Origin of the sequence: Mycobacterium sp. 050272 (genome assembly GCF_039023525.1) — a bacterium.
Classification (GTDB): Bacteria; Actinomycetota; Actinomycetes; order Mycobacteriales; family Mycobacteriaceae; genus Mycobacterium.
The window spans coordinates 1-1,003 of record NZ_JBCHKV010000062.1 but is presented as its reverse complement, the minus strand read 5'-3'; the positions used below and the strand labels follow the sequence as shown (position 1 = coordinate 1,003).

The 1,003-nt window shown below is 60.3% G+C and carries 2 pseudogenes; both read right to left on the bottom strand.

The window, feature by feature from the left end:
* Window positions 1–133 precede the first annotated feature (133 nt).
* Window positions 134–547 (bottom strand): annotated as a pseudogene (locus AAHS21_RS31970) (CAP domain-containing protein); the annotation flags it as partial.
* A gap of 89 nt (window positions 548–636) precedes the next feature.
* Window positions 637–909 (bottom strand): annotated as a pseudogene (locus AAHS21_RS31965) (DUF732 domain-containing protein); the annotation flags it as partial.
* Window positions 910–1,003: the final 94 nt, after the last annotated feature.

The window sequence follows — 1,003 nt, the reverse complement described above, 5'->3', positions numbered from 1 at the left end:
GGGCGGTTGACCCCGATCGAATACGAAGCAATCATGACCACACCGGCCAGTCAGGCCGCGTGACCGAAACTGTCACCTGATCGTGCAGCAGACCCTCCGGCATAGGTGTGGTGGCCTCGCCTTGTCGCTGCGACCCGTAAACGGCCACTACCACGCTGCGATCGGGGCTGTTTTCCGACCACACCCCGACTTGGGTGTTGGCGCAGTTGGACATGATTGCGAAGTAGGCGGGGTTGTAGTACCACTGTTTCATCAGATCAATGCCATTGATTGCCAGGGCTGGATTGATCGCCACCGTTTCGGCCACTTGATCGTGGAATCCGGCTGTATTGGCGCGGTCCTGTGGCGTCGACCCGTCTGAGCCGATGTCCCCGTCGAGGTTGCGGTTGTTCAACACATCGCGCGCATGCTGCTGGGCGGCCAGTTGCAGTTGGGGGTTGATCTTGACGTCGTTGGTGCAGCCCGCCTGGTGCTGAATGGTGTAGACGTTGGCGACGACGCCGTCGTTGAGTCGCTTGTCATCTGCATGTGCAGCGGGCGCGCCCAGCGCAGCCGCGGCGGCAGCAGTAATGGGCACGAAGAGTAGACGTGAGCCCCGCGAAGTCAACACTTGAATCTCCTTATTTCGCATACTTGTTACGGCCCCGGTGGGCGGTAGTGAGCTGCCGAGTTTCTTAACTGCCAGATCAGCGCCGGGCGCAGTTCGTTAACGGCCTGGCTGATCAGATACGAGGCCTGATACTTGTCGGCAGTGTTGAAGTCGGCGTTGACATCACCCATGACGTCGGCATACGCGCGGCCCTGAGCGACCCTGTCGCAGATGCTGTGTCCATAGGCCAGGGCTGCATCGGCGCTGGGAAAGTTGTAACCGGGCCGCACCGTCACGTTGACCAGATACGCAACGGCGTTGGGTCAAGTCCACGGACGTGGTGTACGACGTCGTCGTGTGATTCTTCGAGCTTTCATTTAAGCGGTCAGTGCCGCCGGGGTGGCCTCCTGTTCT